Here is a 25,335-nt window from a genome sequence, read left to right as displayed (position 1 = left end):
GCAATTCTCTCGTCCCTCACCCGTTCGGCGTACCACCGACACGGTTCACGGGCTGATCGACACCGCCGACGGCCCGCCCGACGCGCTCCCGGCGGCTTCACGCCGGTCCGCTTCCGCGGTCATGCCGACGGGGGTGAAACGTACCGGAAGCCGGACCAGGGCGCGGTGGAAGGGTCCCTGTCGCCACCTCAGTCCGCTGATCGGAATGTCCAGTTCCGCGTCGCACAGCTGACTGGTCAGCTGCTCGATCGCGGTCATCGCGATGAGCAGCGCCGGCTGCTTCGCCGGGCACCGGTGCGGACCGGCCGACCAGGCCAGATGGGCGCTGCCCCCGGAGCGGATGCCGGGGTCCGAAAGACCGGGCGGGGACTGGGTGTTGGCCGCGGCGTAGGAAACCAGGAGCAACTGTCCGGCGCGCAGCCGGACGCCGTGGAACTCTGTGTCGTGGCGCGGGTAGTGGGCCGAGAGATTGGCCAGCGGCGGGTCCTGCCAGAGGACCTCGTCGATCGCCTCGTGTGCCGTCATCGCGCCGCCGTGCAGCGAGCCGGCGTAGCGCGCGTCGGTGAGCATGTGCAGCAGCGCGTTGCCGATCAGATTGGTCGTCGGATCGTGGCCCGCGCTCATGATCAGGGTGATCTGACGCACAGTCTCGTCGTTGTCGAGATCGGCGGGATGGGCGAGGAGGTATGAGGTGAGGTCGCGGCGTGGCCGGGCACGCCGGTCGGCGACCAGTTCGGTGACGACCTCGACGAGATCGGTGTACGCGGTGGCGGCGTCCTCGGCGGAGTTGAACATGCCGGCGATGCCGTTGACGATGCGTTCGCTGTCACCCGGCGGGACGCCGAACCAGGTGACGAAGACGTGCACCGGGAGCCGTCGGGCGTACTGGGCGATCAGATCGCCGCTGCCGGTGACGGCGAATTCCCCGATGAGCCGCTGGGCGACCCGGGCGACCTCGGCCCGCAGGACGTGCGGCTCGATCAGGGCGAGGCCGTCGTTGATGGCATCGCGGTAGCGGGCGTGCACGTCGCCGTCGCTGAAGAGCGCGGTGGGCCGGTAGCCGAGCATGGGCAGGACCGGCGAGTCGTCGGGCACGGTGGCCTGCCAGGCCCGCGGGTCCTTCGTGAAGGTATGGGTGTCGCGCAGCAGGTCGACGGCGGCCTGGTAGTCGGTGACCAGCAGGGCATCGACGCCCGGGGCGAGCCGGACGGGGGCGAGGGGGCCATGTCCGCGCAGGCTCCGGTAGTGGCTCTGCGGGTCGGCGGCGAAGTCCGGGCCGTACAGCGCGAGGGGCTGCGGCGGTTGTACGGGCGGTGTCATGAGGGGTCCTCGGGCCGGGGCATTCGGGTCAGCACGTGCTCGGCCAGCGCGATCAGCGCGTCGATGCTGCCGCGGCGTTCCCGGGCGTCGCACTGCACCAGCGGGGTCTCGGGAGCGAGGTCGAGGTGTTTGCGCAGGACCTCGTCGGTGTGGGCGGGGGCGTCGGGGAAACGGTTGACGGCGACGGCGTACGGCAGGCCCTGCTCCTCGACCATGTCCATGACCGCGAAGGAGTCGGCGAGTCTGCGGGTGTCGACCAGGACGAGTGCGCCGAGCGCGCCGCGCGCGATGTCGTCCCAGAGCGGGAAGAACCGCTGCTGGCCCGGGGTGCCGAACATATAGAGCACCAGGTCGTCGAGGACGGTGAGCCGGCCGAAGTCGATGGCGACGGTGGTCGTGGTCTTGTCCGGCAGTCCCGCAGTGTCGTCGAACCGGGTGCTGGACTGGGTCATCGCCTCTTCGGTGTGGAGGGTGGCGATCTCCGACAGCGTACGGATCAGGGTGGTCTTGCCCACGCCGAAGGGCCCCGTGACGACGAGCTTCATCAGGGTCCGGGCGGCGGGCGGCAGATAGCCGATGCCGGTCGGGTCAATGGAGGGAGCGGAGTCCAACGAGCAGCCTCTCGACGAGCGACCGGTCGATCTCCCCGGCGCTGGGGATGGGCGGTCGGGTGTGCAGGTGTCCGCCGGCCGCGAGGTCCGTGGCCAGGAAGACCGTGGCGCTGACCGGCAGGTCCAGGTGGGCCGCGCATTCGACGACGGTGAGCGCCCCCGGTTCCAGCAGCTCGCACAGCCTGCGCTGTTCCGAGCCGGTGTCCGGGGGCAGGTCCGTGTCGGTGCGTACGAGCACGGCGAGCCGGTCGAGCTCGGGACCGGCGGGCCGGGTCCGGCCGCCGGTGACCAGATAGGCGGGGATCAGACGGCGTCCGGGGCCGGAGGTCATGGCCGGGCGGGGGCATCCGGTTGGCGGGCGGGTGCGTTCATCGCCCGGGTCAGGGCAGTGACCTGCACCTGCATCTGGTAGGCGATGTCGCCGAGTTTGGCGCCGGGTTCCGCGAACAGGGCGAGCGTGGTGTTGTTCCCGGCCGGTACGACGATGGCGAAGCCCTGGTCCGACTCGACGACCGTCTGCGCCAGGCTCGGGGCGTCGACGTCGGTGAAAGCGGTGGTGAACGCGCGGGCCGCGGCGTGCAGCGTGGCGGTCATCGCGGCCACCCGCTCGCCGGATGCCCGGTCCAGGCCGGGCGAGGCGCCCTCGACGAGGCCGTCGCCGGTGGCGACCACGGCGTGCTGGACTCCGGGCAGCTCCAGCAGCGGGGTCAGCACCCATGCGAGGTCACCGGTGGTGGGGGTGGGGGTGCTCACGTCTCGTCGTCTCCTCGGTCGTTCCGGTCGCTGCGGTCGCTGCGGTGTTCGTGGTCGTCCTCGTGGTCGGCCGGTGCCGGTGCGGTCGGCCGTCCGGCGACGCCTCTGCCGTTGAGGGTGCCTTGCTGGAGTGCCGCCCAGGAAGCCTCGGCCTGTTCGGGTGTACGGGACACCTCTTTGTGGTCCCGGGTGGCGGCTCCACGGTCCCGGGTGGCGGCGGACGCGGACCGGGCCGGGGTCGGCCGGGGTGAGCGTCGGCGTCGGCTGGGCAGCTCGGCAAAGTGCCCGCCCGTGGCTTGCGGCGCGGCGGCGGGCTGCGGGGTGGCGGGGGCGGAGGCGGGCGAAGAGGCGTGCGCCTGCACCGGTTTCGGGGCGAGGGCGGACAGGCTGCGGTCCTCCTCCAGCACGGTCAGGAGGTGGGCGGGGACGCGCAGGATCGTACGCATTCCGCCGAACGGCGAAGCCTCGATGTGGCAGTCGAAGCCGTACTGCACGACGAGCCGGCCGACGACGGCGAAGCCGGTCTGCGGCGGGTCGCCCAGCTCCGTCAGGAGCACTTCGGACGGCCCCGCCAGCAGGGCGCGGGCCCGGTCGAGCGCGTCGTCGTCCATGCCGATGCCCGCGTCGTCGACGATCAGGAACGCGCCACGGCCACCGCTCTGCTGGACGGTCACCTGGACATCGGTGTCGGGGTGCGAGTAGGCGGTGGCGTTGGCCAGCAGTTCGGCGAGCGCGATGGCGAGGGGTTCGGCGGCGCGGGCGACGAGCGCGAGCCGTTCCTCGCGCAGGTGGTTGGCGACCTTGATCCGTTCGTAGCCGGCGACCCGGGACTGGGCGCCGAGCACGATCTCGACGAGCGGCGAGTTCTGGCGGGCGAGCCCCGGCCAGGCGTCGCAGAGCACGGCGGTGGACTGGGTGCGCCGCAGTGCCAGTTCGTTACGGAAGTCCAGTTGCAGGATCCGTGGGTCGTCGTACTCGTGCTGGAGCTCGTGCAGCAACTGCTGGGACTGGTTGAGCAGGGACTGGATCTTGGCGGAGGTGCCGCGCATCGCCGCGCGGGCGGCGGCGTCGACGCGCCCGCGCTCCTCGACGACCGCTGTGCGGGCGGCCTGTACGGCCTCGGTGAGGAGCCGGGCGGCCTCGCCGTCGACCTCGGCCGCCTCCCGCAGTCCGGGGACCCGGGCGGTGGGGTGGGAGAGGGCGAGCGCGGTGGCGGGTATCCGCCTGCGGGCCAGCTGCCGGATCTCGTCGGTGAGGGCGGCAGTACGGGCCTCGGCGGCCTTCGACTGCCGTTCGGCCAGCTCGGCGCGGGCCAGGGCCAGGTGCTCCGAGCGGGCCGCGTTCTGCGCGCGGACCGCCGCAGCCACGGCAGCGGCGACGGCGATCACCGCCACGATCCATCCCATGCCGTCACCGCGTTTCTGTTGTCGGATCGGTCTTCCGGCCGAAGCGGCGGCGAAAGGTCCGGTTGCTTCTCCGCAGGGCCCGTCGGCTCACAGGACCGCTCCGGCTACTTCTCCGCGGGGCCTGCGGGGCCCGCAGGCTCACCGGACTGCTCCAGTTCCTGGGCGACCACGGCGACGTCCGTCATCACCTGGAGCACTCCGGGCAATTCGGAGCCGTCGAGCTGCCGGTACTCGCTGCCGATGGTCACCACCAGCCGCTCGGGAAGCCCGAGTTCTGGATAGCGCCCCTCCCCGATGACCCGGCGGGCCGCCTCAAGGGCCGGGACCCCGGCGGCATGGAAGGCGTGGGCGCGCTCACGCACGTACTCCAGGTACACGATGTGATCGCGCACCCCGGCCCGGTCGAGGACCGGTCCGTGTCCGGGGACGACGGTCTCGGCGCCGGTGGCCAGCACCCGTTCGCAGGCCGCGGTCACATTGCTGAGGGGACCCGCCCAGTGCACCGGGTGATCGCCGGGCTGAGCAGGGGTGGACGAGAAAATGACGTCTCCGCTGAACACCGCACGCTGCGCGGGCAGATGGACGATCAGGTCGCCGGTGGTGTGCGCGGACGGCAGGGCGGAGATCTGGACCGGGTACTCCCCCAGGGTCAGTTCGAGCTCCCCGGTGAAGTACGTGGTCGGCTGCACCGGCTCGGTGTGGGACCACTCGAAGGGGCCGAAGTGACGTCCGAGGTAGGCCCCGAGCGGGGTGGCCGGATCGCCGGTGGCGACCAGCGCGTGCTGCTGTTTCGGCGTGGGCTCGTAATGGATGTGTTCCCGGGCCTCGCGGGTCGCGATGATCTCCGCGTCCGGCAGCACGCCCGCACCCCAGAAGTGGTCCCCGTTCGCATGGGTGACGATCACCCGGTCGATGGAGACGCCGTCGGGCAGCCGCTTCGTGGACTCGGCCAGGAACTGGCCGGCCAGCACGGTGTCGTACGGGGTGTCGATCCAGAGCGCGCCGCGGGACGAGACGAGGAGTCCGCAGTTGGCCAGCCCCCAGCCCCGCTTCGGCGGGAGCCATGCGTACAGGCCCCGCCCAAGGTCAACGACGTCCCCACCCATGATCGACATGGACGCGATTATGCCGACCGCGATCCAGCCACGCGTTCGAACTCGGCCATCACGACCTTCTAATGGCGCAAAATCGTCGGCCACACCTCTCGGTGGCGGCAGTTCGGTGACCGTACGAGAGCGGCGTCCCGCATCCCCGTACGGCACCGCCCATATGATTTCGGTCAATTCACCCGGCACCGTCACCCCGCGCGGCGGACAACCATCGAGCGGACATCAAACCGGAATGAGCCGATTACCCACCGAGCATGGCTGAAAACAGCCGCCCCGAGACCTCCCGGTGACGGTGCCGGACGCACGGTCACCAGGAAGTCGCCGCGAGGTCGCCGAACGGCCTCCGAAACGTTGCGTGCCGGTCGCGCCGGTCGCGCCGGTTTCCTAGCGGACCTGACCGCGCTCGAAGTACGCGGTGAGCTCCGGATCGAGGGCCGGTACGTCGTACGGTGCGCCGCCCTCACGGAGCGAACGGGTGGCGAGTACACCGGCGGCGACGCTCATCCGCGCGGCGACCGGCGAGGTGTCGGTGACACCCCCGTCGCGCACGAAGCGGCAGAACTCCTCCATGATCCGGGTGTCGCCGCCACCGTGTGAACCACCGGCGTCCGGCACCCGGTAGGTGATGTCGGCGTCGCCGCGGTATCCACTCGGGCCGGTGTTCCAGACCTTGACCTCGTCGCCGGGGCCGTCACCGAAGTTCTCCAGACGGCCCTCGGTGCCGATGACGGTGTAGTTCCGCCAGTAGTCCGGGGTGAAGTGACACTGCTGGTAGGCGGCCACGACGCCGTTGTCGAGCTGCATGTTCATCACCGAGACGTCCTCGACGTCCACGATGTGGTGCAGGTCCTTGCGGGCGGTCGGCGGCCAGTCGAACTCGCGCAGCCAGTTCGCCGGGCGCGGGGTGTCCGGCTCGCGGCGCGGCAGGTCGCCATAGACGAGAAGGTCACCGAGCGCGTTGACCCGCCGGGTGTAGCCGCCGGCCAGCCAGTGCAGGACGTCGATGTCGTGGGCGGCCTTCTGGAGCAGCAGACCGGTGGTACGGGTCCGGTCGGCGTGCCAGTCCTTGAAGTAGTAGTCACCGCCGTAGCCCACGAAGTGCCGCACCCACACGGTCTTGGGCTCGCCGATGTCGCCGCGGGCGATGATGTCGCGCATCAGTCGCACGACACCCATGTGCCGCATGTTGTGTCCGACGTACAGCCGGGTTCCGGTCTCGTACGCGGCACGCAGGACGTTGTCGCAGCTCTCGACGGTGATACCGAGCGGCTTCTCGACGAAGACGGCCTTGCCGGCCCGGAGCGCGTCGATGGCGATCGTCTCATGGGTGTCGTCCGGGGTGGCGACGACGACCGCGTCGAGGTCGTCCCGGTCGAGGAGCAGCTTGTAGTCCTCGACCGCGACATCGGTGCCGAACCGCTCGGCCTCACGCTGCCGCACCTCGGGGTCGAGGTCGCAGACGGCGGTGATCGCCGAACCCTGTCCGGGGTGGTGGGCGGACATCGCGATGGATCGGCGCAGGCCGAGCCCGATGACGCCGAGTCGCAGGTCTGACACGGTGGTCCCTTCTGTCTGTACTGGTGGTGCGGACGCTCCTCTGCGGCGGCAGGCACATAGTTCACGAAGGCGCATCCGGATGGCAAGAGTTGTTCATTTTGCCGAGGTAACAAACATTTATTGGCACCACACTAGCGCTTTGGTGACAGTAAGCAGGTCACGGCCGGTTTCGCCGACGTATCCACACAGCCTCACGCCCACGCACCAACACACTCGCGTGGGTACGTGGACACGTGCCCACGCGTCCACGTACCCACGTACCCACGAAAACGGCGGGCGCCGCTTCGATCGGTGGCAACCCGCCGTTTCGTGCGAGCGGTTCAGACGGCGATGACAGTGACGCCGGCCTCCATGAAGCGGGCGGTCGCCTCGGGCGTGATGCCCTTGTCGGTGACCAGGAAGTCGACCTGACCGAGGTCGCAGACCCTGGCGAAGGCCCGCTTGCCGATCTTCGATGAGTCGGCCGCCACGACCACCCGTTGCGCCTGCTGGGCGAGCAGCCGGTTGATGCTGGCCTCGCCCTCGTGATGGACGTACGCACCGCGTTCGGTGTCGATCGCGTTGACGCCCAGCACGGCGACGTCCAGCGTGATTTCGCCCAGCACCCCGCTGGCCAGCGGCCCTGTCAGCTCGTACGACTGCGGCCTGGCCACCCCACCGGTCACCACGATCTTGATCTGCGGCCGGATCACCAACTCGTTGGCGATGTTGAGGGCATTGGTGACAACGGTCAGGGTCGGCTGACCGCCCATTCCCGCCGCGGTGTCACCGACGACATCCGAGCGCACCGCCAGCGAACGGGCCACCTCGGTCAGCGTCGTACCGCCGGTCAGCCCCACCACTTCACCCACCGCCACCAATTCGGAGACGGCCCGGCCGATGGCCTGCTTCTCGGGGGCGTGGCGGCCGGTCTTGTAGCGAAGGGCCAGTTCGTAACTGACACCGTGCGCGACCGCGCCACCGCGGGTGCGCGTGAGCAGCTGCTGCTCGGCGAGCTGGTCCAGGTCACGGCGGATGGTCGCGGCCGAGACGTCCAGCTTGGCGGCGGCGTCCTCGACCTCCACTCGGCCGTTCTTACCGACAAGCTCCAGCAGCGCGTTCCACCGGGCATCCCTGGACAAGAGAACTCTCCTTCACGAGCCCGGGCTTCAGGCACCCATCCCCTTGGGTACGGTCTCCGGACACGCGCAAGCGTGGCACAAGGCTCCGCCCAGTCAAGCATCCTGCATGCAGGATGCTTGATAATGCTCCCAGTTCCCTTATAACGTGCACGAACGAGCATCCCACTACGAGTACGGAGTGCAAAAGTGTCATTTGTCGAGATCGAGACGGCCAGTCAGCCGGAGTGCTGGCGCCGCGCCGCCGAGCTGGCCCGGACCCAGGCCTCCGCTCTGCCCGCCGCCGGTGAGCGCATCGCGGTCGTCGGCTGCGGCACCTCGTTCTACATGGCCCAGGCGTACGCCGCGCTCCGTGAGGAGTCCGGACAGGGCGAGTCCGATGCCTTCGCCGCCTCGGAGTTCCCCTTCGGCCGCAGCTACGACCGGGTCGTCGCCCTCACCCGCTCGGGCACCACGACCGAGGTGCTGGCGCTGCTCGACCGGCTGCGTGGTGTCACCCGCACGGTGGCCATCACCGCCGACCCCAACACCCCAGTCATGACGTCCGCCGACGAGGTCGTCGTACTCGACTTCGCCGACGAGCAGTCCGTCGTGCAGACCCGGTTCGCGACCACCCTGCTCACCCTGCTCCGCGCCCACCTCGGTCTGCACACCGACGACGTGGTCCGCGACGCCGAGACCGCGCTGGCCGAGCCGCTGCCCGAAGGCCTGGTGGAGTGCACCCAGTTCACCTTCCTCGGCCGCGGCTGGACGGCGGGGCTCGCCAACGAGGCAGCGCTGAAGATGAAGGAGGCGTCGCTGTCCTGGACGGAGTCGTACCCGGCGATGGAGTACCGGCACGGCCCCATCAGCATCGCCACCACCGGCACCGCGACCTGGATGTTCGGCACCGCCCCCGAAGGGCTCGCGGAACAGGTGCTCTCGACCGGTGCCCGTTGGGTGGAGAGCGACCTGGATCCGCTGGCCGAACTGGTCCGCGTCCAGCGGCTGGCGATCGCCCGCGCCGCCGCCCGCGGTCTGGACCCGGACAGCCCGCGCCACCTGACCCGCTCCGTGGTTCTCGCGGACGCCTGACGGGCCGCGGCGTACGTGCGAGGGCTTGCGGGCGAGAGCCGGGCTCCCGCCTTCATGCGCTTCCCCTACGGGGGTAGGCCGGGCCCTGGCACCGGGGCCCGGCGTGGCCCGACCGGGCGGCCGTGACGGGGCCGGCGGCCGTGAGGGACGTCGGCCCCCTCACGGCCGCCGGCCCGGCCTCTCGGACGGCACCGCCGTGGTCAGGACTCCTCGAAGTAGACGTCGAGGACCGCGTCGAGGTCCTCCGCCCACTTCTTGAGATCGCTCCTGGCCGGCGCCTCGACCTCGGCGTTGAACCATCGACGGGTCGACATGTGGACCGTGACGGTGAACCGGCGGCCGAACCGAGGGGTCTTCACCTCGACCGCGCCGACCTCGTCCCAGCTGAACTCGGCCTCCTGGTCGTCCAGCCGGAACCGGACGCCGTCGTGGTCCGCGGTGATCGAGCCGCGACGGTCGCTCACCTCGAATACGGGGCCGTCCACCGCCTCCTTGTCATCAGCCACCGCCGCACCCTCGGACGCGGTCTCCGCGAGGGCATCGTCGAGGGCTGCGGCACCGGGTTCCCGCTCGCCCGCCTGTTCCTGGTCCGCCTGCTCCTGACCCGTCCGTTCGTGGGACGTCTGCTCCTGGGACGTCTGCTTCTCGTCCGTCTTTTCCTGGTCTCTGTGCTCCCGGCTCGTATGCGGCTTCCCGGCAGGGGCAGGGGCCGTGAGACCAGGGATGTACGCCGGGTCTGTCCCTGCGGCGTACCCGGGCTGAGTGTTCGGATCTATGCGCTGCTCCACGGCGGGCAGTATGGCCGACGAACCTGTACGAGACCAGTGACCACCACGCCGGGCGCCTTTCTTCCCCTTCTCCGGCCGGGCTCGCCGTACTACGTCACCGTCCCCGCGAGTACGTCACCGCTCCCGTACCGTCAGCAGTTCCGTCACCCGGTCCAGCGGGAGCGCCGGGACGTGGTGGCCCGCGCGGCCGGTCATCGACTGCGCACCGGTGAGCACGTTCAGCACCGCCTCCTCCACCGACTCGACCACCGCACCGTAGAAGGGATCCATCCGGCCCCATGGCACGAAGCGCATCGACTCGTACGGCGCGCTGCCGTCGTCCTCGGGGAACGTACTGGTCAGCGCGGACGGGTTGGCCGTGGAGAAAGCCAGGAAGAGATCCCCGGAGAAGTGGCTGCCGGTGGTGCCGGTGCGGGCCAGGCCCAGCGTCACCCGACGGGCCAACGCCTTGCACTGCCCCGGCAACAACGGTGCGTCGGTCGCCACGACCACGATCACCGAACCCGCGCCGGGCGGCACCGGGCGCTCCCCGTCGGCCGTCGGTTCGGGGTCCGGTGCCCCGACCGGACCGGACAGCTCACGCCCCACCGGCACACCGGCCACCACCAGTTCGCGCCGTGCACCGAAATTGGCCTGCACGAAGGCGCCGACGGTGTAGCGGTCCTCGCCGTACTCGACCACCCGGGACGCCGTCCCCGAGCCACCCTTGAAGCCGTAGCAGCGCATGCCCGTTCCGCCGCCGACGCATCCCTCCTCGACCGGACCGGACCCGGCCGCCTCGATCGCGGCCGCCGCGTGGCGGGACTGCACGGCCGGACCGTGGATGTCGTTGAGGTGGCCGTCCCAGGTCTCCGTGACCACCGGCAACAGCCACTCCGGTGCCATGCCGCGGCAGTGGGCCCGCACCCACTCGACGACGCCCCGGTGCACCGGGCCGACCGCATACGTGTTGGTGATGACCACCGGAACGGCGAGCGATCCGCTCTCCTCGATCCAGGCCGTTCCGGTCATCTCACCGTTGCCGTTGAACGAATGCCAGCCGGCCGCGCAGGGCGTTCCGACTCCGTCCCGGCCACGCGGCAGAAGCGCCGTCACTCCGGTGCGTACGTCGTCGCCCTCGACAAGGGTGACGTACCCGACCTCGACACCGGGCACGTCTGTGATCGCGTTCCACGGCCCCGGCTCCCCCATCAGGGGGATGCCCAACTCGCGTGCACGCTTACGGTTTTCACTCATGCGGTCAGAGAGTACGGGTGGACCCGCACGCCGGACGAGGTGCGGGCGCCTCCGCTCGTCGTTCACGGCTGCCCCGCACTGCCCGGCGGGCGTGTCCTCGGCTCGTCGCGCCGTCCGGATAGGCGTGTCCGGCTCGTCGGCGCTACCGGGTGGGCGTGTCCGGCTCGCTCTCGACAGCGATCGCGGTCGCCACGAGACCGTCCGCGACCAGCCACCGGCCACGGAAGCCTGTCGGGGTCGACGTCGCCCCTCCGGGCGGGGCAGGGTCCGGGTCCGTGGCGGGGATCAGCAGATCGGCCGTGAACGTGCCGTTGGAGTGGAGGACGATGTCGGCCTGTTCGAAGCCGAGCCACCGGTGGGTGAGCGGGAACCACACCTTGTAGACGCTCTCCTTCGCGCTGAACAGCAGCCGGTCCCAACGGATCTCCGGGGCCGTCCTGCGCAACTCGCGCTCGCGCTGCTTTTCCGCCGGCAGGGCTATGGTCTCGTGCACCCCGTCGGGCAGCGGCTCGTGCGGTTCGGCGTCTATACCGACGGAGAGCAGGTCCGCCCGGCGGGCGACCGCGGCGGCTCGGTAGCCGGCGCAGTGCGTCATGCTTCCGACGACGCCTTCCGGCCATATCGGCGCTCCGCGTTCGCCCTTCAGGATGGGGACGGGCGCGAAACCGAGCATGCCGAGCGCGCGACGGGCGCACCAGCGGGCGGTGGTGAACTCCTTGCGCCGGGACTCCACCGAGTTACGGATCAGTTCTTCCTCACCGGGGAAAAGAGCCGCGTCGACCGGGTCGGAGAGTGCCTCCACCACGGCCACCTGGGGCGGCAGAATCTTCTCGATCATGTTCTCCCTCGTGCCGGTTGGTTGATCCATCCTTCGCATCGTTTCCGAAGCCTGCCCAAAGAATGCGGGATTCCGACAGTGCCCGGCTGTGTTTCGGACGACGTTCTCACCCCGACCGTCGCCGGCGGCGACAGAATCCCCCGGCCCGCGAAGCCCCCGCCGCCCGCCGGGTTCAGCGAGTGCCGTCGAAGTTGTCGCCGACGGTCAACGTCACCGAGCCCGGAGCGGCCGTGGCGTCCTCGGTCGCCCGCGCTCCCGGCACCCGGGAGGCCAGTGCCTTCGCCTGCTGGTCGAGTCCCTGCGGGAATGTGACCGCCGTCGTTGGTGTGTCGCTGGGGGCGTTGCCCGTGCCGACGATGGTGTACCCCGCCATACGCAGGGCGTCCGCGACCTTTGCCGCCTGCCCCGACTTTCCCGTCCCGTTGAGTACGCGCACACGGATGGTGGCGGCGTACACGGGGTTCTTGCTGCGGGCCTCCAGTGACTTCTTGTCGACTTCCTTGTCCGCGGCCAACGAAGCGAAGAGGTCCGCCGCCTGGGGGTATTGCCACACCACATTGGCCTTGTCGGTGGGCACATCCGCCTCACGCGCGTAATTCGGCACGGTCAGGAAGGTCAGTCGGTCACTCGGGATTTCCTTGAGTTCGGAGGCGAGCCCGGTGAGCGGCGTGATCCCTGCCAATTCCTTGTCCGTCGTCAGTGATTTGGTCGCCGAGTCGAGGAATCCGTACAAGGCGGCCGGACTGGTGAGTTTCTTCTGCGCCTTGGCCGCCAGGGCCTCCATGAATTCCTGCTGCCGCCCTATTCTGCCCAGGTCGGAGCCGTCTCCCACGCTGTAGCGGGTCCTGACATAGCCGAGGGCCTTCTCGTCCCTGACCGTCTGACACCCCGCCTCCAGATCGAGATGAGCCTTCTTGTCGTGGATCGCCGTCTCGGGACAGACTTCTATGCCGTCCAGGGCATTCACCATGCCCTTGAATCCCTGGAAGTCGATCGACATGAAGTGATCGATGCGCAGGCCGGTGTTCTGTTCGACGGTCCGGATGGTGCAGGCCGCGGCCCCTGCGACCTCACCGCTCGTTCCGCCGACGGCAAAGGCTTCATTGATCTTGAAGTGATGCGGGGTGGACCGGGTGCCGTCGCCCCGGTCGCAGGCCGGGATTCCCACCCACGAATCGCGCGGAAGGGACACGACGGTACTCCACTTCCGGTTGGCTGCCACGTGCATGACCATCAAGGTGTCCGACTGCATCGTGGTCAGACTCTTGCCGTATTTCCCGTTGTCGCCGTCGCGCGAGTCCGAACCCACCACCAGGATGTTCTTGGAACCGGGGCTCATGTTGGCCGGCCGGTCGCCGCCGAGCTTGTCGTCGATGTCGGCGGAGTGGATGTTCCCGTCGAGACTCTGATAGACCCACACGCCGACGCCGCCCGTCGCCAGAAGCAGCACGGCCAGCACGGCCCCGCCACGGGCGAACAGCTTGCCCCGTCTCGTGAGTCGCCCTCCTGGCTTCTCGCCGGCCCTGCGCCTCGCCCCGCCTCGCGGCTTCCTGCGTTCCTTGCTCACGCTGGCCCTCCCCCGCCCGGCCCTTCAGCCGTTCGCCCCGTTCTTCACCCCCGCACCTTGCGGTGGACGAACCCTACATACCTGCGGAGAACAGCCCCTCAGACGATGTCGGCGCCGTAGCAGACGCGGCCGCCGGCCGGGCCGGGGGCCTGACTCTGCCTGATTCCACGGACCTTCCCCACGCCGGCTCCGCGGTACAGGGCGTCGAAGACCATCGCCGGGCACAAGGGTCAAGTCGAGGAGGCGCCCTCCGGTGATCATCCGATTCTATGATTCCTGCATGACGTCTACGCTCCGCCTGGAGAAGATCACCGTCGACAACTTCGACGTTGCGATCGGCCTGAAGGTGCGCACCGACCAGGAGCACCTGGTCGCGCCGGTCGTGAAATCGCTCGCTGAGGCGTACCTGTACCCCGGGATAGCCTGGCCTCGCCTCATCTTCGACGGCGACCGGCCCGTCGGCTTCCTCATGGCGTTCTTCGACATCGACTTCGCCGGCGACGGCAAGAACACCGACATCCGCTCGGGTCTGTGGCGTCTCAATATCGCGGCGGGTGAGCAGGGCCGCGGGTACGGCCGTTTCGCGGTCGAGTCCGTGGCCGCTGAAATCCGCCGCCGCGGCGGCACCCGGCTCACCGTCTCCTGGCACCCGGGCGAGGACGGCCCTGAGGGCTTCTATCTGGGGCTCGGGTTTCGGCCGACCGGAGAGACGAGCGGGGATCAAACGGTGGGGGAACTGGAACTGGGTCAGGCCCTGACCGAAGTTCCAGGGGCACTTCACCGGTAAAGGGCAGGGACGCTTCGGCGGAGGTCGCGGAACTGACCGAGTGCGACCGCCCGTTCGTTGCGGAGCCTTTCGTTTACTCTCGTTCGGTTTCCGGTGTGGGTCAGGCGTGGGCGGGCGTCCTGGATCCCGATACGACCCGCTGGGCCTCGGCCGTCAGTGAGCGGCGGTCGCCGACGGGCTGCGGACGGTGCGTAGAGACGCCGGTGTCGGGCACGGTTCTTCCTTTCGTCGCCGCCCGGAGTATGGGCGCGCCGGATGAATCGCGCGAAGCGACGGGGAAGTCCGCCCCCCCGGGTCGGTGTTGGCCGGTGTTTCCGGCGGCCCGGCCCGCCGGGCTCGGCCCCCGCACCGTAGGGCTGCCCGACAGCGGAGGGCCACGGCGGGTTCCGGGGCTGCACCGGGAGGAAGTGGCCCGGCCGGCCGCGATCAGCACCGACTGCTGCACCCGTCCGGAGCAGGGCCGCATCCACACCCCCGCGCCCGCGTCCCGCACCTCGACGACCAGCACGGCCGCCTCTTCGGCCTGGCCGGGACAAGCCCGGCGCGACCGCGACGGCACACACGGCAGAAAGTCCAGCCACCAATGCAGCGGCTCCTCGACGGCCTCACCGCCCCTGCGGCCATCGTCATGGGCCGTCGCATGGACATCCTTGCGTGGAATGCGCCCGCCGCCATTCCGGTCACCGGTTTCGGCAAAATTCCGGAAAAGCAGCGCACCTACATCCGGCTGGTCTTCACCGACCCCGCCATGAGGACGCTGCACGCAGACCGGGAGACCGTCGCGCAGGCGCCACCGAGCCCGGCAACGCCTGCCCGGGCTTGAGTCAACGAACGACACGCCGCTTCCGGAGTGAATAGATCCCCAGAAGACACCCGAACGGACGAACGACGCATCAATTCACCTACGCACAAAGCTATTGACGGTACGTCATCTCACACCCGAATGGCATACGGGTGACTGCCGCCCCAGCCGACGCTCCGGCACCGGCCTTTCGGTATGCCCCGAAATGACAGCTATGGAGTCCCTACGTACGTTCAATTACGGGTCCGCTGCTCTGCCGACCTCACTCCGAGACAGGAGAAACGACATGACCACACGTTCCACCGTCCTCACTGCCGCCATCGCCGCCGCCGCGGCCCTGACCGCCACCGGTAGCACCTTCACCTCGGCCGCCACGAACGAGCCGCCCCAGGCCGCTCCGGTCGTCCAGCGAGCGGTCGCCGCTCCAGCCCCGGCCCCAGCACCCGCTGTGGCCCCCAAGGACAGAGGTGACACCGGAAAGAGCGACGAAGGCCGAGGCAACGGCGAAAGCCGAGGCAACGACGAGGGCCGCGGCGGCAACGGCGAGGGCCGGGGCAACGACGAAGGCAGGGGCAATCAGGGCCGCGGCGACGACGAAGGCAGGGGCGGCGACGAGCGCGGAGGCGACCAGGACCGGGGTCACGGAGGCCGGGGCTACGGGGGCCGGGACTACGACGAAGGCAGGATTCACTTCAACGAGCGCACGTACTCCGCCTCCCCCGGCGGCTGCGTCAGCGTGGCCAGCGGCCTGGGCTCCACCAGCTTCAACATCTTCAACGAAAGCCGGCGAACCGTCGAGGTCTTCAGCGGGGCGACCTGCGACAACGGCGCCCCCGTCGCCGTCGTCGGCCCCCACGGCGCCACTGAAGGCGTGTTCCCGAACCGCGTCGAAGGGGGTGTGTTCGTCAGTAACGGAGTAGGGGGCAGTTTCCGAGTGATCGGAAACGACTACGACTACTGACCGTTCGCCCGCGCGACGTGACGTGGTACGCCGGCCCGCCGGAATCGGGCCGGCGTACCACGTGCCCACCGTCCCCCGCGTCCTCCGTCCCGGCCTCCCACCCCGGCGTTCCAGGGACCACCTGTTTCCCCAGGCCAGAGGGACGACCCGTTCCAGCGTCCCGAATCAGGCGTGCCGACGTGATCAACGTCCCAGCCGTCCACCACAGTTCAGGACAGCACCCGGCAGCCACGCCGGACGGCCGAGGAACACGGCCGCGGAACACGGCCGAAGAACACGCCCCCGAACGACACGCATCAGGCGACCGTGCAGTGGCCCGCGGGCTCGCTCCCCGCCACCGGCGGTTCCGACAGCGGCCCCAAGCTGGAGGTCGGCCCCTGGGAGACGGGCATCAGGACCCGTCCACTCCGGAAGCCTTTCCGCTCGATGAGGCGCGTCCGATCACACCGGTCCCGCGACTCCAGGCCCGCTCGCCGAGCAGGGACAGCGCGGCCGGCAACAGCACACCGCGCACAACAGTGGCGTCGATGAGGATGGCCAGCGCCATGCCGAGGCCCAGCATCTTGTATTCGATGGCGGACAGGGTCATGAAGACCGTGAAGACACCGGTCATGATGAGCGCCGCGCTACTGACGACACCCGCACTGGCCGCGATGCCACCGACGACCGCCTCGCGCGGTTGCGTACCCGCGAGCCACCGTTCCCTGATCCGGCTGAGAATGAAGATGTGATAGTCCATGCTCAGGCCGAACAGAATGATGAACATGAACAACGGTAGCCAACTGACCACTCCTCCATAGGAGATGAACCCCAGCAGCGATTCCAGGTGGCCGTCCTGGAAGACCAGGGCCAGTACCCCGTACGCGGCGCCGATGGACAGCAGATTGAGCAGGATCGACACCAGGGGGATCGTCCACGACCGGAACGTCACCGCGAGAAGGAGGAAGGCGAGGCCGAGGATGAACGCGAATACGGCAGGGGTCCGGCGGTTCACCTGCTCCGCGAAGTCATGGGGCATGGCGGTCCTGCCGGCGACTGCGTAGTCGATGCCCTCCACCGTGCCGAGAGTCGTGGGGAGTGCGCGGTCACGGAGGGATTCCAGAGCACGATTCGCCACGGGATCGGTGACAGCGCCCGCCAGCGGCACCCGCACCACCATCGCGTCACCGACCGGTACGGCTGTGATCGGCTCCCGCAGCGCGCCATGACCGGCGGCAACCTGCGCGTGGAGTCCGTCGATCGCTGCCCGTACCTCGGGGGTGTCGGCCGACGTGCCGTCCGCACGGTCGATGACCACCCGGGCCGCGGTCGCCGACCCGGGGAAGACACTCTGCATCCGCGTCGCTGCGTCCACCGCGGTCGACACACCGGGCGGCAGGCTGGCCGTCACCGCGGCGTCCTGCAACCGGATGCCGAGCGCGGGCAACGCCATCAGCAACAGGACCAGCGCCGCCGTCGCACCGGCCGGAACGGGCCGGCGTACGACTGCCCGCGCCACCCGCCCCCAAAGACGCGACTCCTGCGCTGCGATCCTGCGCCTGCCCAGCCAGGGGATACGCGCCCTGTCGACCCGGTCGCCGAGTGCGGCAAGCAGGGCGGGCAGGACCGTCACGGAGCTGAGCACCGCGAGGCCGACCACCAGGACAGTGCCGGCGGTCAGGCCCTTGAAGACGTCCACGCCGGTGAACAGCAGGCCGATCATGCAGAGCATCACGGTCAGGCCGGAGGCCACGATGGCGTGCCCCGAGGTGAGTGCCGTGATCCGCAGCGCCTCCCGCACCTCGTGTCCGGCCGCCCGCTCCTCGCGCACCCGGCGCAGGTAGAACAGCGAGTAGTCGATGCCGACCGCCATGCCGATCAGCAGCACGATCGCGGAGGCGGCGCTGTTGAACGGCACCCACCGGCTGACGACTTGCAGCAGGCCGAAAGCGGCCGCCACGGTGGTCGCCGACAGCAGCAACGGGATACCGGCGGCGACCAGGGAACCGAAGACGACCAGCAGGATCAGGACCGTCAGCGGCAGAGAGGTCGTCTCGGCGCGCTTGAGGTCGCCCTTGATCCCGTCGTTGACCGCCTCGGAGAGGCTGTGGTCGCCCGCCTGGGCGAGCCGTACCCGCGGATGGCTCTCCCCGACCCGTTCCACGGCCTTCGCCACGGTCTCGTAGTGGGTCTCGAACTGCTCCTCGGAGCCCGCCACTTCAAAGGTGACAAGGCCGGACCGGCCGTCTCGCGTCACCCATCGCTCGCCGTGCGCCGCCAGCGGGGAGCCGACATCACGCACGGCGCCCGGTGTCCGGCGCAGCTCGGCCACCAAGTCCCTGGTGGCATCCCTCAGTTCGGGGTCGTCCGGAAACCGTCGATCACCGCCGCCCCGGGACTGGATCAGCACGTTCTCCCGGATGGAGCCGCCACTGCCCTGCGCGTCCACCATCTGCTGGGCCCGACCTGCCTCCCCCGGATCGACGGACCGGGCGCTGTCGCCCCGGACCAGGGAGCTGGACAGGACGGCAACCACTACGAGTGCGAGCCACCCGCCGATCGCCAGGGCGCGGTGCCGGGCCGACCAGCCCGCGACGGCCGCGATCACCCCTGCGCTGCGACCGGGCCCGGCGCTGCGGGAGTAGGCAGGTAAGCACCGTTGGGCGCTGTCGAAACCGTCGGGCGGACGGGGAGCGGATTTGCTCTTGGGCAGCATGGGCTGCTCTCCTCTTCCTTGGTGGGGTGTTCCTGCGCAAACTCGCCTTCGGCGAGGTGGTTCGTCCCGCGAATCCGGGCCGTCGAGTTACCGCTCGACGGCCCGGGATTTTCTCCGGGATGTGCCCCTCAAGGGCTACTCGACGTCTTTGAGGACCCGTTCGATCGAATCCGTGCGGCCCTGCAGGTCCGAGACCTGGCCGCCGATTTCGGCGAGTTGCCGCTCGATGTTCCGCTGCCCGGCGACCGCGGCTTCGGCGAGCTTCTGGTACTCGGCCTCGCGCGCCTCCCGAGCCTTCGCCCGCCGGCCGGCGGCAACTTGCCAGATGACCGTGACGACCACGGCGATGAGCAGGACGAACATGCCGATGGTTCCGATGACTTCCTGCCACTCGCGCTCGTTCATCGCGACGATCCCTTCTCGGTGGTCAACGTCTCTACGGCGCTCTCGATGCACTCGGGTGTGAGGTGGACCGAGAACGGACTCACCTCGTAGAACTTCATTGCTTTTCCGTCCTCCGACAGCTCCAGCCGGGAGGAGACCAGGCCGACCGCCTCCAGCTTCTTCAGATGGACCTGGAGCAGCGCCCTGCTGATGTCCAGCTCGCGCGCCAGCTGGCTCACGTAGTTCCGTCGGCCGGAAAGGGCCGCCACGACTCGCAGCCGGTGCGGGTTGGACAGCGTGGCCAGCACCCGCACCAGGTCGTCGCCCGTCGGCGCGGGGTCTCTCATGTCAACGTCCAGCACATGCCAAGAAATGTTAGCAGGTGCCATTATCGAATTGCATGGGATGCGGTCAGCAACTCTGCACACCATCAGAGGGGTTGAGCCGACCCGATCCGCGAGGAGTTCCTCGCCTCGCTGCCGGATCGTGAGGACACTCACCCCTTGGGTTGCCACAACCCGCGTATCCCGGACGGGCCCCTCGACGACCTCGAAGTGCTCCGGGAGATCGTCGGCGATGCCCGGGTTGTGGCAGTCGGTGAGGGCGCCCACTTCGTCGAAGAGTTCTCGCGCGCACGCCAGCGGGTGCTGCGCTTTCTCGCCGAACGCTGTGGATTCACCGTCTTCGCCATGGAGTTCGGCTTCAGCGAAGCCTTCCCCCTCGACCGGTGGCTGCTGGGCGACGGCGACGACGGGGACCTGGCGAAAGTAAGCCGGGCCGCCGCCGAGTGGGGCGCCGCAGATCTCATGCACTGGCTGCGCCACCACAACCGCACCAGCGGACACCCCTTGCGCTTCGCCGGCCTCGACATCCCCGAGGCCGGCGGGGCGCTACGACCTGCCCTGGAGCCGGTGGCCGAATACCTGCGTGAGGTCGACCCCGATGCACTCCCCCTCGTCGATACGGCCCTGGAGATCAGCGATCGGTTCCTCAAGGGCTGCGGTTCCGGCGCCACGGCCGCGCCCGCATGGGCCGGCCTGGAGACCGCCGAGCAGAACAAACTGACTGCCGTACTGGCACGGCTGTTGCTGCGGCTGCGCGCCGTCGAACCGCTCTACGTCTCCCGCAGCAGCCAGAGCCGCTTCGACATCGCCCGGCGCCAGGTGGAAGCGGCCCGCCACACCGACTACATGTTCCAGGCGGGAAACGCGCTGATGTCCGGTCGGGGCCTGGCCGCGGACCTGTCGGTGCGAGAGATCTACCTGGCCGAGTCCCTGCGCTGGCACCTGGACCACGCCGAACCGGGGACCCGGATAGCCCTTGCGGCACACAACAACCACATCCACAAGACGGCGTTTTCTTTGGATTTCGGCGGCGGCCTCACCACACTGCCCATGGGCCAGCACCTGCAGCGGATGCTCGGCCAGGACTACCGCACCGTGGCGCTCGTCCACACCGCCGACCACGTGCCGGAGATGTACCCCGACCAGAGCGCCGCGGTCGGCTTCACCCTCGCCGAAGCCCCCCTTGAGCCTGCCGAGCCCGGCAGTGTCGAGGCCGCTCTTATCGATGCCGGACTCGCCGACCGGATCACCTTGACCGACCTGCGCCACGCACCGCGCGACGAACAGGGGGCACCACTGATCAACGGGCTCCGTTTCCAGAGCTCCCATCTGAGCACCCCGGTCCCTGAAGCGTTCGATGCCGTGCTCGCCGTCCCGACGGTCACCCGGGACCGCACAGTGCGCTTCTGACCAACCTGAACCCGAGCAGGTGGGGTCTCCGGCCGGAGGCCCCACCTGCCTACGGCTCAAGGAGGCGGATTCGGTGCCGCCCGCACCGGACGATCTGCCAACAGCACCAGGAACTCGGCACGGACCGGGTCGATGATGGACGCGGGCATGACGGGCACAGACGTTCTCCCAGGATCGCAGAGCGTCAGCAACTCCATGATCAGCAGACGCCTGCCCGTCGTGCCGCCAATCCGACGCGTTCATGACCTACTGGCGGACGCTCTGAAGCCCGGGGATTCCTACCACGGTCGTCCGACCGCCTCGGTGGGTTCCTGCTTCACAGCGCTGCGCCGGGACGAGTCCCGGTCCTACCCGCGCTCCACAGGCGGCCCTGGCGATGTTGACCGCCGCGTTGATGTCCCGGTCCAGGACGGCCCCGCATGCCCCGCATTCCCACACGCGGACGTGGAGGGGCTTGGGACCGTCCTTGACGCCGCATACGCAGCAGACCTGGGAGGTCGGCTCGAACCGGCCGATGCGCACGAAGGTGCGTCCGTACCGGGCGGCCTTGTACTCCAGCATTGCCAGGACCGCCGACCATCCGGCGTCGTGGACGGACTTGGCCAGACGCGTACGGGCGAGTCCCTTCACCGCCAGGTCCTCCACGGCAGCCGCTTGGTTCTCACGGATGATCCGAGTGGAGAGCTGGTGGTGGAACTCACGCCGCGCGTCGGTCACCCGCGCGTGAGCGCGGGCGACCCTGAGCCGGACCTTCGCCCTGTCGACGGCGGCCGCATCGTGGAGGAAGGCCCCCACGACGAACTGCTGCACCGCGATGGCCACTACGCCGATTTCTGGAATGCTTCTCCGGCACCCGCAGCGAGTGAATGAGCCCCTGCTGGTCACGCAGGACGGCCAGGTAAGCGATGGCCCGGCCGCCCTCGGCGTGCGTCACGACCGGGTGACCGTCGTGAACGGCAGCACGAGCCGGGAGGGGTGCGCGGCGTCGCGGTAGATCTTGTGGGTGACGGGGCGGCCCACCGGCAGGTGGAAGGCATCCGGCGGCAGCAGCGCGTTGTGCGCGTCGACCAGCGGCTCGTTGTTCGACAACTCCACCACCAGACGGTGACCCGGCTCGAAGGTGGCTGCGAACGGATAGAGCCGCAGCACGTACTCCTCCACCTTCCCGGGCTCCACCGGCACCACGCGGGTGTGCGGGTGGTAGGGGTCGCCCTCGGTGGTGCGCTTCTCGTCGAGCTCGCGGTGGGAGGCCTTGAGGTATCCGCTGGTGATCAGCTGCCGGCCGCCGCCGGGAGCCTCGTCCCACAGGCGCAGGATGAAGTTGGTGTCGTCCTGGTCGATCTCCACGAACAGGTGTGCCGCGCCGGTACCGATCAGCTCGGTGGGTTCCGGATACGGCTCGGTGCTCCACTTCAGCACCTCCACCTTGTCGGTGACGGTGAGCGGTGCCTGGTAGAAGCCGTCGGGGGCGGCGTATTCGGCGCCCATGAACTCGGGCTCGAAGGAGAGCTTGTGCCGCGGGCGCAGGTAGAGCGGCTTGTGCTCGATCTCCTTCGGTGGCCACTGCGCCGCGGTGACCACCTCGCGCGAGCCCTCCACGAAGACGCTCACGGCCGGTTCGTCCATGATGCCGTTGTCGATGCCCTTGAGCCAGTACTCGTACCAGCGGAACATCTTGTCGTGCTCTTCGATCCAGGGTCGCGACTGCATCGGCGGGTAGGAGCCGATGTCCAGCTTCTTGGGACCCTTCAGGACGTTGAACAGCTCGATGTGACCGTCCAGGGTCCAGCCGCGCCCCTGGTCGATCTGCAGGTAGACCGGGATGTCGATGTTCTCGGCCAGATTGATCGGGTTGCGTTCCTCGTACCAGTCGCCGTCGAGGTGGTTCATCACGATGTCGAACCAGAATTCGCGGTTCTTCGGGTACTTGAGCACGTGCACGAGGTTCGGCCAGGCCGCCACGTCCGGATCCTGCAGCCGCTCCTCGACGAGCTTCTTCAGCTCCTCGGGGGAATGGACCTCCTGCATACGGGACTTGACGTCGGTGTGCGCGATGCCGGAGTCGCCGCCGCGTCCCTCGCGGGCAGCACGCGGCATGAACCACATGATGCCGCCGTGGTAGGTGGTCTCGTAGAAGTCGTAGTGGCCACCGCTGACGAAGATCGCCTTGAGGTGCGGTGGCCGCTCGGCGGCGGCGAGTACCTGCATGGAGCCGAAGTAGGAGATGCCGATCATGCCGACGTTGCCGTCGCACCACGGCTGCGCTGCGACCCACTCGACGAGGTCGTACAGGTCCTGCCCCTGGGAAACGCCGCCGAAGTTGTAGTTGCCGATCATGACGCCGTCGGAATCACCGGTTCCCCGCACGTCACCGATGACGTGGACATAGTCCTCCCTGACGACGCGCGCGATGTCACCGGCCTCGATGCAGCCGTCCCACATCGGGCTGGGCCGGCGCTGCGGCGGCGTGGTGAGGGCGAGCGCCTGCAGCTCCTTGCCGTAGGCGCTCATCGCGATCAGAGCCGGCCGCGGCTTGTCGTCCTGGCCGTGGTAGGCGTCCACGGCGAGTTCGACGCCGTCCCGCATCGGCACCCGGAGGTCCTTGCGAACGGCGATCGTCTGCTCTCCCGCCCGGATCGTCTGGAAGTCAGTCATGAGTGCGAGCTCCTGTGTCATGCGTTCTGGGCGAGGTGTGTGCGGTAGCCGTGCATGGAGGTGAAGAACGGCGACGGCTCGAGCGCGGGGTCGCCGGTGTAGCCGAGCTCCTCGGCAACGCGGGCGAACGGGGAGTACGGCGAATCCGTCTTCTGCAGGCCTGCTTGCAGGCAGCCGCAGGCGGCCGCGGTGACACGGCCCTCGATCGCGAGGCTGTGGGCGATGGCCTCCTGGGCCTGCGCGGCGTCGAGTTCGACGCCGTACGGCGTGCCGTCGGCGCGGCGGTACGGGTGTCCGAGGTACAGGTGCTGCGGACGGAGCTCGTCCCGCACGTACTCCAGGCTGGTGCGGTAGGCGGTCGGGTCCAGGTAGCCGGGGAAGCCGTTGGCGGCCCCGTGGACCTGCACGGCGTCGCCGACGAACACCGAGCGTTGGCCGTCGATGGCGTAGGCGACCGATCCGGGCGTGTGGCCCGGGATCGAGTGCGCCGAGACGGTGACATCGCCGCCGAGGGAGATGGTCTCGCCGCCCTTGACAAGCATGGAGGGCTCCATCTCGCCGGCGATGACGGCATGCGCGGCGGCCGTCACCTTCGCCGCCCCGTCGGGGTCGCGCAGGTACTGGCCCCGTCCCGCGAGGTACTCCTCCACGTGGGCCCGCCGCGAGCGGAGCATCGGTGCGTCGGCCTCGTGGATCACCACCTGTGCGCGCCGCCCGGTGAGCTCCCACAGGGCGTAAGCCCCGCCGATGTGATCGATGTGACCGTGGGTCAGCAGGATCCAGCGCACGTCCTCGATGCGGCGGCCGATCGCCTCGAGCGCGGGAACCATTCCTTCGGCGGGCGAGGAGGCGATCCCGGTGTCGACGACGGCCGGCTCGGGTGCGTCGATGAAGAAGCTGTAGAGACCGAACCGGCCCCACGGCGACACCAAAGGATGGACGTTGACTGCGTGCGTCATGGCTTTCTTTCTGAACTCGTACGCGGGTCGGCCGGGTCAGCGCCGGCCGAGGAAGTCGCGCGTCTGAGCGAAGACCCCGTGGTACTCCGGGATCCAGGAGAAGTGCTGGACGAATCCATGGCCGGCCCCCTCGTACCGGCTCACCGTCGACTCCACGCCGGCCTCCCGCAGCCGTCGGCCGTAGAGCTCGCCCTCGTCGCGCAGCGGGTCGTACTCCGCGGTGACGACGAGGGCCGGCGGCAGCCCGGTGAGGTCCGCGCGCTTGATCGGCGAGACGAGCGGGTCCGCGGGATCGGCGCCGCTGTCGACGTAGAAGGCGTTGAAGGGCTTCAGCCCGGCCGTCTCCATGCCGTACCCCACGGCGTTCTCCCGCAGCGAGGCATAGCGGTCGACGTCGAAGTCCAGGTCGAGCGAGGGGTAGTAGAGGACCTGGTGCGTGATCCGGTGGAAGCCGTCGTCGTGTGCCCTGGCCGCGACCGCGGCGACGAAGGTGCCGCCGGAGCTGTCGCCGGCGAGGGCGAGGGTCGTGCCGTCCCAGGCCAGGCTCCCGGTCTCCTCGGTGGCCCAGCGCACGACCGCGTAGCAGTCGTCGAGACCGGCCGGAAAGGCGGCCTCGGGTGCCAGGCGGTAGTCGACGGATACGACCTTGAGCCCGGTCTCCTTCGCCAGCGAGCGCGCGACGTGGTCGTGCGTCTCCAGGCTGCCGAGGAAGAACGCGCCGCCGTGGAAATAGACCAGCACGCCGTAGCTGTCGGCCTCGACCGGCGTGTAGATCCGCACCGGTACCTCGCCCGACGCCGTCTGCGCGGTCACGTCGTCGACCGCGTGGAGCGGCAGGCGCTCTTCGAGGGGAGCGACGTGCGCCTCGTCCGCGGCGCGCATGGCGACCGGGTCGAGCGGGCCCTCGGGCGGGGTCGGCAGGCCGGCGATGAACGTGGCGATCTCAGGATGCAGTGTCATG

Annotated in this window: 23 protein-coding genes and 2 pseudogenes; 6 read left to right on the top strand and 19 right to left on the bottom strand. The window is 69.4% G+C overall.

From position 1 onward, the window contains the following. Positions 1-45: 45 nt before the first annotated feature. The 8 genes from OG306_RS30510 to OG306_RS30475 all read right to left on the bottom strand — a co-directional run bounded on the left by OG306_RS30510 (position 46) and on the right by OG306_RS30475 (position 7,877). Positions 46-1,320, bottom strand: a complete 1,275-nt coding sequence (locus OG306_RS30510; protein ID WP_266749269.1) for a cytochrome P450 — start codon at positions 1,318-1,320, stop codon at positions 46-48. Continuing rightward, entirely contained in the window at positions 1,317-1,931 is a 615-nt protein-coding gene (locus OG306_RS30505; RefSeq protein WP_266749267.1) for a GTP-binding protein, read from the bottom strand. The genes OG306_RS30510 and OG306_RS30505 overlap by 4 nt, the downstream gene beginning before the upstream one ends. Next, positions 1,909-2,262: a DUF742 domain-containing protein gene (locus tag OG306_RS30500; protein ID WP_266749266.1), complete on the bottom strand. Its 354-nt coding sequence runs from the start codon at positions 2,260-2,262 to the stop codon at positions 1,909-1,911. The genes OG306_RS30505 and OG306_RS30500 overlap by 23 nt, the downstream gene beginning before the upstream one ends. Beyond that, the gene (locus tag OG306_RS30495; RefSeq protein ID WP_266749265.1) at positions 2,259-2,684 is read right to left on the bottom strand and encodes a roadblock/LC7 domain-containing protein; all 426 of its coding nucleotides are present in this window, start codon (positions 2,682-2,684) and stop codon (positions 2,259-2,261) included. Before OG306_RS30495 ends, OG306_RS30500 begins: the two co-directional genes overlap by 4 nt. After that, entirely contained in the window at positions 2,681-4,090 is a 1,410-nt protein-coding gene (locus tag OG306_RS30490; RefSeq protein WP_266905130.1) for an ATP-binding protein, read from the bottom strand. Before OG306_RS30490 ends, OG306_RS30495 begins: the two co-directional genes overlap by 4 nt. 104 nt (positions 4,091-4,194) lie before the next feature. Further along, positions 4,195-5,205 (bottom strand): MBL fold metallo-hydrolase, encoded by a 1,011-nt coding sequence (locus OG306_RS30485; RefSeq protein ID WP_371665894.1) that lies wholly within the window; start codon positions 5,203-5,205, stop codon positions 4,195-4,197. A 378-nt stretch (positions 5,206-5,583) separates the two neighbouring features. Next, entirely contained in the window at positions 5,584-6,756 is a 1,173-nt protein-coding gene (locus OG306_RS30480; protein ID WP_266749261.1) for a Gfo/Idh/MocA family protein, read from the bottom strand. Positions 6,757-7,076: 320 nt separating this feature from the next. Continuing rightward, positions 7,077-7,877, bottom strand: a complete 801-nt coding sequence (locus tag OG306_RS30475) for a DeoR/GlpR family DNA-binding transcription regulator (protein ID WP_266749259.1) — start codon at positions 7,875-7,877, stop codon at positions 7,077-7,079. Between the two features lie 186 nt (positions 7,878-8,063). On the opposite strand from OG306_RS30475, the gene OG306_RS30470 reads away from it, so the two are divergent. Beyond that, the gene (locus OG306_RS30470; RefSeq protein WP_266749258.1) at positions 8,064-8,948 is read left to right on the top strand and encodes an SIS domain-containing protein; all 885 of its coding nucleotides are present in this window, start codon (positions 8,064-8,066) and stop codon (positions 8,946-8,948) included. A gap of 200 nt (positions 8,949-9,148) precedes the next feature. On the opposite strand, the gene OG306_RS30465 is transcribed toward OG306_RS30470, so the two are convergent. The 4 genes from OG306_RS30465 to OG306_RS30450 all read right to left on the bottom strand — a co-directional run bounded on the left by OG306_RS30465 (position 9,149) and on the right by OG306_RS30450 (position 13,290). Beyond that, the gene (locus OG306_RS30465; RefSeq protein ID WP_266749256.1) at positions 9,149-9,736 is read right to left on the bottom strand and encodes a hypothetical protein; all 588 of its coding nucleotides are present in this window, start codon (positions 9,734-9,736) and stop codon (positions 9,149-9,151) included. Positions 9,737-9,850: 114 nt separating this feature from the next. Further along, positions 9,851-10,972: a P1 family peptidase gene (locus tag OG306_RS30460; RefSeq protein ID WP_266749254.1), complete on the bottom strand. Its 1,122-nt coding sequence runs from the start codon at positions 10,970-10,972 to the stop codon at positions 9,851-9,853. A gap of 142 nt (positions 10,973-11,114) precedes the next feature. Continuing rightward, the gene (locus OG306_RS30455) at positions 11,115-11,810 is read right to left on the bottom strand and encodes a 4'-phosphopantetheinyl transferase family protein (RefSeq protein WP_266749253.1); all 696 of its coding nucleotides are present in this window, start codon (positions 11,808-11,810) and stop codon (positions 11,115-11,117) included. A 172-nt stretch (positions 11,811-11,982) separates the two neighbouring features. Next, on the bottom strand, positions 11,983-13,290 hold the full coding sequence (locus OG306_RS30450; protein WP_371666286.1) for an LCP family protein: 1,308 nt from the start codon (positions 13,288-13,290) through the stop codon (positions 11,983-11,985). A gap of 367 nt (positions 13,291-13,657) precedes the next feature. Between OG306_RS30450 and OG306_RS30445 the strand changes: the two genes are divergently transcribed. The 3 genes from OG306_RS30445 to OG306_RS30435 all read left to right on the top strand — a co-directional run bounded on the left by OG306_RS30445 (position 13,658) and on the right by OG306_RS30435 (position 15,927). After that, on the top strand, positions 13,658-14,164 hold the full coding sequence (locus OG306_RS30445) for a GNAT family N-acetyltransferase (RefSeq protein WP_266749252.1): 507 nt from the start codon (positions 13,658-13,660) through the stop codon (positions 14,162-14,164). Positions 14,165-14,747: 583 nt separating this feature from the next. Continuing rightward, positions 14,748-14,987: a hypothetical protein gene (locus OG306_RS30440; RefSeq protein WP_371665893.1), complete on the top strand. Its 240-nt coding sequence runs from the start codon at positions 14,748-14,750 to the stop codon at positions 14,985-14,987. Between the two features lie 265 nt (positions 14,988-15,252). Continuing rightward, positions 15,253-15,927 (top strand): hypothetical protein, encoded by a 675-nt coding sequence (locus tag OG306_RS30435; protein WP_266905134.1) that lies wholly within the window; start codon positions 15,253-15,255, stop codon positions 15,925-15,927. Between the two features lie 391 nt (positions 15,928-16,318). Here the strand turns inward: OG306_RS30435 and OG306_RS30430 are convergent, their stop codons facing one another. The 3 genes from OG306_RS30430 to OG306_RS30420 form a co-directional block, all read right to left on the bottom strand. After that, positions 16,319-18,622, bottom strand: coding sequence for an MMPL family transporter (locus OG306_RS30430; protein ID WP_266905136.1), 2,304 nt, complete (start codon positions 18,620-18,622; stop codon positions 16,319-16,321). Positions 18,623-18,757: 135 nt separating this feature from the next. After that, on the bottom strand, positions 18,758-19,027 hold the full coding sequence (locus tag OG306_RS30425; protein WP_371665892.1) for a hypothetical protein: 270 nt from the start codon (positions 19,025-19,027) through the stop codon (positions 18,758-18,760). Then, complete coding sequence (locus OG306_RS30420) at positions 19,024-19,353, bottom strand: ArsR/SmtB family transcription factor (protein WP_266749246.1); 330 nt, start codon at positions 19,351-19,353, stop codon at positions 19,024-19,026. The genes OG306_RS30425 and OG306_RS30420 overlap by 4 nt, the downstream gene beginning before the upstream one ends. A gap of 105 nt (positions 19,354-19,458) precedes the next feature. On the opposite strand from OG306_RS30420, the pseudogene OG306_RS30415 reads away from it, so the two are divergent. Both OG306_RS30415 and OG306_RS30410 read left to right on the top strand, forming a co-directional pair. Continuing rightward, positions 19,459-19,554 (top strand): annotated as a pseudogene (locus tag OG306_RS30415) (IS5/IS1182 family transposase); the annotation flags it as partial. A gap of 6 nt (positions 19,555-19,560) precedes the next feature. Beyond that, positions 19,561-20,760: an erythromycin esterase family protein gene (locus OG306_RS30410; protein ID WP_327350170.1), complete on the top strand. Its 1,200-nt coding sequence runs from the start codon at positions 19,561-19,563 to the stop codon at positions 20,758-20,760. 246 nt (positions 20,761-21,006) lie between these two features. Here OG306_RS30410 and OG306_RS30405 read toward each other — a convergent pair. From OG306_RS30405 to OG306_RS30390, 4 genes and pseudogenes are all read right to left on the bottom strand, one after another. Beyond that, a pseudogene (locus OG306_RS30405) lies at positions 21,007-21,522 on the bottom strand (RNA-guided endonuclease InsQ/TnpB family protein); the annotation flags it as partial. A 168-nt stretch (positions 21,523-21,690) separates the two neighbouring features. Next, positions 21,691-23,415 (bottom strand): CocE/NonD family hydrolase, encoded by a 1,725-nt coding sequence (locus tag OG306_RS30400; RefSeq protein WP_266905188.1) that lies wholly within the window; start codon positions 23,413-23,415, stop codon positions 21,691-21,693. A gap of 17 nt (positions 23,416-23,432) precedes the next feature. After that, the gene (locus tag OG306_RS30395; protein ID WP_266749242.1) at positions 23,433-24,374 is read right to left on the bottom strand and encodes an MBL fold metallo-hydrolase; all 942 of its coding nucleotides are present in this window, start codon (positions 24,372-24,374) and stop codon (positions 23,433-23,435) included. 36 nt (positions 24,375-24,410) lie between these two features. After that, on the bottom strand, positions 24,411-25,334 hold the full coding sequence (locus OG306_RS30390) for an alpha/beta hydrolase (protein WP_266749241.1): 924 nt from the start codon (positions 25,332-25,334) through the stop codon (positions 24,411-24,413). Position 25,335 lies beyond the last annotated feature (1 nt).

Source organism: Streptomyces sp. NBC_01241 (genome assembly GCF_041435435.1).
Lineage (GTDB): Bacteria > Actinomycetota > Actinomycetes > Streptomycetales > Streptomycetaceae > Streptomyces.
The sequence above is the reverse complement of the archived record's forward strand: the minus strand, read 5'-3'. Positions and strand labels throughout refer to the sequence as shown.

Bases quoted from the DNA above. Each gene is read 5' to 3' on its own strand.
- OG306_RS30400 (WP_266905188.1), bottom strand. From the start codon at position 23,415: ATGACTGACTTCCAGACGATCCGGGCGGGAGAGCAGACGATCGCCGTT.
- OG306_RS30510 (WP_266749269.1), bottom strand. From the start codon at position 1,320: ATGACACCGCCCGTACAACCGCCGCAGCCCCTCGCGCTGTACGGCCCG.
- OG306_RS30485 (WP_371665894.1), bottom strand. From the start codon at position 5,205: ATGTCGATCATGGGTGGGGACGTCGTTGACCTTGGGCGGGGCCTGTAC.
- OG306_RS30390 (WP_266749241.1), bottom strand. From the start codon at position 25,334: ATGACACTGCATCCTGAGATCGCCACGTTCATCGCCGGCCTGCCGACC.
- OG306_RS30395 (WP_266749242.1), bottom strand. From the start codon at position 24,374: ATGACGCACGCAGTCAACGTCCATCCTTTGGTGTCGCCGTGGGGCCGG.
- OG306_RS30425 (WP_371665892.1), bottom strand. From the start codon at position 19,027: ATGAACGAGCGCGAGTGGCAGGAAGTCATCGGAACCATCGGCATGTTC.
- OG306_RS30490 (WP_266905130.1), bottom strand. From the start codon at position 4,090: ATGGGATGGATCGTGGCGGTGATCGCCGTCGCCGCTGCCGTGGCTGCG.
- OG306_RS30500 (WP_266749266.1), bottom strand. From the start codon at position 2,262: ATGACCTCCGGCCCCGGACGCCGTCTGATCCCCGCCTATCTGGTCACC.
- OG306_RS30420 (WP_266749246.1), bottom strand. From the start codon at position 19,353: ATGAGAGACCCCGCGCCGACGGGCGACGACCTGGTGCGGGTGCTGGCC.
- OG306_RS30445 (WP_266749252.1), top strand. From the start codon at position 13,658: ATGACGTCTACGCTCCGCCTGGAGAAGATCACCGTCGACAACTTCGAC.
- OG306_RS30430 (WP_266905136.1), bottom strand. From the start codon at position 18,622: ATGCTGCCCAAGAGCAAATCCGCTCCCCGTCCGCCCGACGGTTTCGAC.
- OG306_RS30460 (WP_266749254.1), bottom strand. From the start codon at position 10,972: ATGAGTGAAAACCGTAAGCGTGCACGCGAGTTGGGCATCCCCCTGATG.
- OG306_RS30440 (WP_371665893.1), top strand. From the start codon at position 14,748: ATGCAGCGGCTCCTCGACGGCCTCACCGCCCCTGCGGCCATCGTCATG.
- OG306_RS30435 (WP_266905134.1), top strand. From the start codon at position 15,253: ATGACCACACGTTCCACCGTCCTCACTGCCGCCATCGCCGCCGCCGCG.
- OG306_RS30455 (WP_266749253.1), bottom strand. From the start codon at position 11,810: ATGATCGAGAAGATTCTGCCGCCCCAGGTGGCCGTGGTGGAGGCACTC.